This window comes from Nonomuraea lactucae (assembly GCF_003313395.1).
Taxonomy (GTDB): Bacteria; Actinomycetota; Actinomycetes; order Streptosporangiales; family Streptosporangiaceae; genus Nonomuraea; species Nonomuraea lactucae.
On record NZ_QNFZ01000227.1, the window covers coordinates 1 to 7040 of the forward strand.

6 protein-coding genes and 1 pseudogene are annotated in these 7040 nt (G+C 73.3%); all 7 read left to right on the forward strand.

The window, feature by feature from the left end:
- The coding region (locus tag DQW85_RS14070; protein WP_205315113.1) for an alkaline phosphatase D family protein at positions 1–1621 on the forward strand (1621 nt) is incomplete at its 5' end.
- A gap of 280 nt (positions 1622–1901) precedes the next feature.
- On the forward strand, positions 1902–2480 hold the full coding sequence (pdxT, locus tag DQW85_RS14075) for a pyridoxal 5'-phosphate synthase glutaminase subunit PdxT (protein ID WP_113700766.1): 579 nt from the start codon (positions 1902–1904) through the stop codon (positions 2478–2480).
- 3 nt (positions 2481–2483) lie between these two features.
- The gene (locus DQW85_RS14080; protein WP_113700767.1) at positions 2484–3236 is read left to right on the forward strand and encodes a YebC/PmpR family DNA-binding transcriptional regulator; all 753 of its coding nucleotides are present in this window, start codon (positions 2484–2486) and stop codon (positions 3234–3236) included.
- Between the two features lie 87 nt (positions 3237–3323).
- Positions 3324–4973, forward strand: coding sequence for a carbohydrate ABC transporter permease (locus DQW85_RS14085; RefSeq protein ID WP_162794972.1), 1650 nt, complete (start codon positions 3324–3326; stop codon positions 4971–4973).
- A 10-nt stretch (positions 4974–4983) separates the two neighbouring features.
- Positions 4984–5757: pseudogene (locus tag DQW85_RS46810) on the forward strand (GNAT family N-acetyltransferase); the annotation flags it as partial.
- On the forward strand, positions 5757–6203 hold the full coding sequence (locus DQW85_RS46815; protein WP_240197169.1) for a sterol carrier protein domain-containing protein: 447 nt from the start codon (positions 5757–5759) through the stop codon (positions 6201–6203). The pseudogene DQW85_RS46810 and the gene DQW85_RS46815, both read left to right, overlap by 1 nt.
- A 309-nt stretch (positions 6204–6512) precedes the next feature.
- On the forward strand, positions 6513–7040 hold a 528-nt coding region (gene ruvC, locus DQW85_RS14095; protein WP_113700769.1), incomplete at its 3' end, for a crossover junction endodeoxyribonuclease RuvC.

Here is a 7040-nt window from a genome sequence, read left to right on the forward strand (position 1 = left end):
CACCGACGATCCCGCCACCGATCCGTCCGCCGACCCCTCGGCGGACACCGCGCGGAGCCTCGCCTCGCGCGGCCTGCGGACCGCCCCCTTCACCCTCGGCGTCGCCTCCGGCGACCCCGACCACGGCGGCTTCGTGCTGTGGACCAGGCTCGCCCAGCAGCCGCTGGCCGAGGACGGCTCCGGCGGCATGCCGCCGCGCCCGTTCCGGGTCCTGTGGCAGGTGTACGCCGACGAGCGGGCCCGCCGCGTCGTCCGCGGCGGCGTGACCGTCGCCGCCCCCGACTGGGGCCACAGCGTGCACGTCGAGGTGGGCGGCCTCAGCTCCGACCGCGACTACTGGTACCGCTTCCGCGTCGGCCCCTACGTCTCGCCCCTCGGCCGGGCCAGGACCGCGCCGCACCCCCTGTCGTACGGCGGTGCGCTGGCGATGGCGTTCGTCTCCTGCGCCCAGTACGAGCACGGCCACTTCACCTCCTACCGGCGGCTCGCGGAGGAGCACCCGGACCTGGTGCTGCACCTCGGCGACTACCAGTACGAGTACAGGAGGGACACCTACACCATCCCCGGCGGCAACATCCGCCACCACGAGGGCCCCGAGACCGAGACCCTCGCGGGCTACCGCCAGCGCCACGCCCAGTACAAGTCCGACCCCGACCTGCAGGCCGCGCACGCCGCCGCCCCGTGGCTGGTCGTCTGGGACGACCACGAGCTCGACAACAACTGGGCCGACGAGGTGCCCGAGAGGCCCGAGATCCCCCAGCCGAACTTCCTGGCCCGGCGCGAGGCCGCCTTCCGCGCCTACTACGAGAACATGCCGCTGCGCCGCACCTCCATCCCGCGCGGCATCGACATGCAGCTCTACCGGCGCGTCCGGTGGGGCATGATGGCCACCTTCCACATGCTCGACACCCGGCAGTACCGCGACGACCAGGGGTGCGGCGACGGCTACCGCGACTGCCCCGCCGCCGTGGACCCGAAACGGTCCATCACGGGCGCCGAGCAGGAGGCGTGGCTGCTCGACGGCTTCCGCCACTCCCGCGCCCAGTGGGACATCCTCGGCCAGCAGGTGTTCTTCGCCCAGCGCGACAACGACGCCGGACCGGCCAGGATCACCAGCCAGGACGCCTGGGACGGCTACGTCGCCTCCCGCCGCCGCATCACCCAGGGCTGGATCGACGCGGAGGTGCGCAACGCCGTCGTGCTCACCGGCGACGTGCACGCCCACTGGGCCAGTGACCTCAAGCTCGACTACGACGACCCCACCGGCCCCTCGGTCGGCTCCGAACTCGTCACCACGTCCGTCTCGACGGGCGGCGACGGCGCCGACTCCGACCCGGCCGCGCACCCGTTCCTGAAGATCAACCCGCACCTGAGGTTCTACAACAACCAGCGCGGCTACGTGCTGACGACGATCGAGCGCGACCTGCTCACCGCGGACTTCAAGGTCGTGCCGCGCGTGCAGGTCCCGGGCTCGGAGGCGTACACCAGGGCCACGTTCGTGGTCGAGGACCGCGTGCCGGGGGTGCGGCAGACGTACCTGCGGCCGCTCGACCCGAGGCTGCGCGCCGAGCGGGCGATCACGGTCGAGGACACCGTCCGCCTGGAGACCGAACGCCCGTAGCGCCCCTCCTCCCGAGGGGCCGCTCCTCCCGAGGGGCCCCTTCTCCCGAGGGGCCCCTTCTCCCGAGGGGCCCCTTCTCCCGAGAGGGCGGTGCCCGGCGCGGGCGCCGCACTCTCGCGCGTCGCCGACGGCCGGGCGCGGCCATGCCTGAGGAGCCGGGCGGCCCCGCCACCGCCCAGCGGTCCGGCACAGCCTCACCACCGCTCAGCGGCCCGTCGGAAGATGCGGGGCCGTCCTGGTGTTGAATTGTCGGAACCCGGACCCGGACGGAAGGATCACCGTGCCCACGATCGGCGTACTCGCACTCCAGGGAGACGTGCGCGAGCATGCGCGCATGCTTCAGGAGGCCGGCGCGACGGCCACCCCCGTGCGCAGGCCCGCGGAGCTGGAGGCGGTCGACGGGCTGGTCATCCCCGGAGGCGAGTCGACCACCATGTGGAAGCTCGCCGAGACCTTCCAGCTCCTGGAGCCGCTGCGCATGCGGATCAAGGAGGGCATGCCCGCCTACGGGTCGTGCGCGGGCATGATCATGCTGGCCGACCGGATCGAGGACGGCATCGAGGGCCAGCAGACGGTCGGCGGCATCGACATGGTCGTCAGGCGCAACGCCTTCGGCCGCCAGGTCGACTCCTTCGAGGCCGACCTCGACTTCGCGGGCGAGCGGATCCACGCCGTGTTCATCCGCGCCCCCTGGGTCGAATCCGTCGGCGCGGACGTCGAGGTGCTGGGCAAGGCCGAGCCGGGGGATAGGATCGTCGCGGTCCGTCAAGGGCCGCTGCTCGCGACGTCGTTCCACCCCGAGCTGACCGGGGACACTCGCGTGCACCGTTACTTCGTAGACATGCTGAGGGAGCTCTAGGTAATGTCCGGCCACTCCAAATGGGCGACGACGAAGCACAAGAAGGCCGCGCTCGACGCCAAGCGCGGCAAGTTGTTCGCGAAGCTCATCAAGAACATCGAAGTGGCGGCCAGGACCGGTGGCCCCGACCCGGATGCCAACCCCACCCTCTTCGACGCCATCTACAAGGCCAAGAAGAACTCGGTGCCCAACGACAACATCGAGCGGGCCCGCAAGCGGGGCGGCGGCCTGGAGGCCGGCGGCGCCGACTGGCAGACCATCATGTACGAGGGCTACGCGCCCGGCGGCGTCGCGGTGCTCATCGAGTGCCTCACCGACAACCGCAACCGCGCCGCCTCCGAGGTGCGGGTCGCGCTGACCCGCAACGGCGGCTCGCTGGCCGACCCCGGCTCGGTGTCCTACATGTTCAACCGCAAGGGCGTCGTGATCGTGCCCAAGAACGGCCTCGACGAGGACGCCGTGCTCATGGCCGTCCTCGACGCGGGCGCCGAGGAGGTCAACGACCTCGGCGACTCCTTCGAGGTCGTCTGCGAGGCCGGTGACCTGGTGCCGGTGCGGCGGGCGCTGCAGGACTCGGGCATCGACTACGACTCCGCCGAGTCGAGCTTCCTGCCGACGCTGAACGTCCCGCTCGACGAGGAGGGCGCCAGGAAGGTGTTCCGCCTCGTCGACGCCCTCGAGGACAGCGACGACGTGCAGAACGTGTACGCCAACTTCGACGTCTCCGACGAGATCATGGAGAAGCTCGACGCCTGACCCGCCCAGGCCGGGCTGCTGACGGGCGCCTGCTGCAGAACATTGTTCCGTAGCAGGGCGGCGGCAGTCGGCGTAGGGTCGGGCGACGTGATCTCCCCCATCCCTCCTCGACCCCCGTCCCCCGCGCTCGGCTGGCTGCTCGTCATGCCCGCCTTCGCGGGCATGCTGATCTCGCTGCTGCTGCCGACCGTCCAGACGGTCCTGATCAGCCTCGAATCGGGCGGGGCCCTGACACCCAGCACGTTCGTGGGCCTGGAGAACTACGGCCAGGTGCTCGGCTCGCGGTCGCCGTTCTGGCCCGCGCTGGGCTTCTCCCTGTCGCTCGTCCTCATGCCGCTCCTCGTGGCCCTGGTCGTCGGCCCGCCGCTCGCGCTCGCCCTCGACCGGGCGGGCGGCCGGATCAGGCGGGCGGGGCGCGTCGTGCTCTCCCTGTCGCTGATCGTCTTCTCGCCGACGGCCGTCGCGGCCTCCTGGCTGCGTGGACTCCGGCCCGAGGAGTCCGGTCTGGTGACCGTCAGCAGGGCTCTGGGCGACCCCGCCACCGCGCCCGGCGCGCTACGGCTGATCGTCGCGGCCGCGACGTTCGGTCTGGTGTGCGCGCTGGCCGTCATGGCGTTCCTGCCCGCGCTGCGGGGGGAGTCCCCGGGCCTGGCGGTCCTCGCGGTCGGTGGCGTCGTCGTGCTCGCCATGCTCGCCGCCGGCCTGCAGACGTTCTCGACCGGCCTGGCGATGACCCGTGGCGGCCCCGTCGGGAGCACCCGGACGCTGGCGGGCCTGCAGTACGACTTCGCGTTCGTCACGGCCAGACCCGGGATGGGCGCCGTGGTGGCCACGGTCATGGGGCTGGCCCTGGGCGTACTGGGAGTGGCCGCCACGATCATCGTGGTGGCCGGGAGCATGCGCGTCTCGCTCCTGCCCGGAGACCCCCGTCCGGTGGAGACGCCCGGGGGAGCCACTGCCCGGCGCGCCTCGCCCGGGGGCGTCGTGGCCGGTCTCCTCGCCCTGGTGGCCGTCGCGGCGATCACCCTCTTCCTCACCTGGCCCTGGCTGTCGGCGCTCCTGGAACCTTCCACCCCTTCCGGAGCCGGGCTCTCCGTGGCCGGGCCGCGCACCCAGGTCAACACCTGGGGGCCCGCGCTGATCGGCGCGGTGATCTCCGTGGGCACCGCCTACCTGGCCGCCCTCGGCATCGGAGGGCTGCGCCCGCTCGGCAGGCGCAGCGAGTGGCTGCTGCTGCCCTTCGCGCCCTGGCTGTTCGTCGGCGTCGGCCCGGTCAGCGTCGCCGGCTGGAGCAACCTTCGTGGCATGCGGCTCATCGACACCTTCGTCGCGCTCGTCCAGCCCTTCCTGGTCAGCGTCCCGGCGCTGCTCATCATGACCCTGCTCTGCAAGGGGCTGGCCGAGCGGTCGGGCGGCGACTTCCTCGGCGGCGTGGTCCGGCCCTCGCTCCCCATGGCGGGCGTGCTCGCCGGAGCGGTGACGCTGGTCAACGCCCAGGACCTCCTGTGGCCCCTCCTGGTGGTCCACGACCGCGCCATGGTCACCGCCCCCGTGGCCCAGCTCCTCCAGGTCGGCCAGTTCGGCAGGGTGGTGGCCGACGTGGGACTCACGACCCCGCCGGCGGTGGTCGTGATCGCCCTGGCGGCCGTGGTGGCCGCCCAGCTCCTCTACCTCGACCGGCTGGCCGTCACCGTGGGCGGGCGGCGGGATTCGCCCATCCCGGCGCTCCCTGCGTAGATTGCCGATCATGGAGATTCGCCACCTGACGCACGATGATCTCGAGGCCGTTCTCGACCTGCGCAAACGCTCGTTCGGCCCGGTCCCGGCCGCCGACGCGGAGAAGTGGGCGCGGGCGGTGCTCCCCATCCTCTCCGAGGGCCGCTACCTGGGCGCGTTCGACGGCGACCGGCTCGCCGCCTCGGCCCGCGTGCGGCCGTTCACGCAGTGGTGGCACGGCAGGCCGCAGCCCATGGCCGGGGTCGCGGGCGTCACGGTCAACCCCGAGGACCGCGGCAAGGGGGTCGGCACGCGGATCATGCGCGCGGTCGTCGAGCGCGCCGCCGAACTGGGCGACGCCGTTTCCGCGCTTTACCCGGCCACCGTCCCGGTCTACCGCGCGACGGGTTACGAGCACGCGGGCGCGCAGGCCCTGATGACGCTCCCCGCCGAGGCGCTGCGCTCCATCCGCCCCTCCCACCGGGTCGGGCTGCGCCGCATGGGCCCGGCGAACGCCGCCGAGGTCGTCTCCGTCCTCCACCGCGTGCACGGCGCCGCCCGCGCCTCCGGGCCGATCTCCTGGGACGAGCGCACGTGGGCCCTCCGGCTGGCCGAGGAGGACGACTTCCTCTACCTCGCCGACGACGGCTACGTCGTCTACCGGTGGGAGGGCGAGGACCTGCGGGTCGAGAACCTCGTCGCCGGATCCGAGGAGACCGCCCGCGCGCTGTGGTCACTGGTGGGTTCGTCCTCCTCGGTGGCCAAGAACGTCACGGCCGCCCTCGCGCCGGACGACCCTGTGCTGTGGCTGCTGCGCGAACGCTCCAAGGAGCAGCTCACGCTGGTCCGCTGGATGTTCAGGGTGGTCGACGTGGCGGCCGCGGTGGAGCGCAGGGGCTTCCCGGCCGGGCGGAGCTCGACGCGACGCTGGAGATCGACGACCCGCTCCGCACCGGCAACACCGGCCGCAGGCGGCTGCGGATCGCGAACGGCGACGGGACGGCCATCCCGGTGGACCCGGCCACGGCCGCCCAGGCCGAGCTGCAGGGCATGGGGGAGACGGGCGGGTACCCGGTGCCCGGCGAGGGCTCCGGTGGCCCCAGGCTCTCGATCAACGCCTTCTCGGCCCTGTACGCCGGGGTTCCCACGGCCACGCTGCGCCGTGCCGGCCTCATGTCCGGCGACGACCGGCACGACGAGGCGCTCGACACGGCCTTCGCCGCCCGGCCGTACATGCTGGACTACTTCTGACAGAACGGGTCGGAGCAGCGGGCGAGGCGCCGGCTCCCGGTGGCGCCGGGGATCCCTCCCTTGCGGGCCGCCGAAGAGGTCACGGGCGTTTCCCGGTGCGGAAGGCAGGTCAGCCGGGGTAGAGTCTCGTGCCGAACACGTGTTCGGCGGCCCGCGCGGGCGGCGTGCCCGTCCCTCGACCGGTGGCCCGGTCGGCGGTCGGGCGGGCCACCGGCGGGCCGGAGGGACGGCCGGTCGATGATCGGGTTCGGGTGACCGGGTGATCGGGGTTCGGCCGGCGGGTGGCCGGTCGGGGCGGGAGGCGAGCGGGTGCGGGTGATGGGCGTCGATCCGGGGCTGACCCGGTGCGGGCTGGGAGCGGTCGAGGGCCGTCCCGGCGCGCCGCTGTCGCTGATCGCCGCCGGTGTCGTGCGCACGGGTGCCGACGAGGAGCTGGGCGCCCGGCTGGTCGGCATCGAGGCGGGCATCGAGCGATGGCTCGACGAGGTGCGTCCCGACGCCGTGGCGGTCGAGCGGGTGTTCAGCCAGCACAACGTCCGCACCGTCATGGGCACCGCCCAGGCCGCCGGCATCGCGGTCCTCTGCGCCGCCAGGCGCGGCCTGCCCGTCGCCCTCCACACGCCCTCGGAGGTCAAGGCCGCCATCACCGGCAGCGGCACGGCCGGCAAGAAGCAGATCGGGGCCATGGTGACCCGCCTGCTGCGCCTCGGCGAGATGCCCAAGCCCGCCGACGCCGCCGACGCCCTCGCCCTGGCGATCTGCCACGTCTGGCGGGGCGGGGCCCAGCACCGCCTCGCGGAGGCCGTCGCCGCCGCCCACGCCCAGGCCCGCGCCAAG

Bases quoted from the DNA above. Each gene is read 5' to 3' on its own strand.
- DQW85_RS14080 (WP_113700767.1), top strand. From the start codon at position 2,484: ATGTCCGGCCACTCCAAATGGGCGACGACGAAGCACAAGAAGGCCGCG.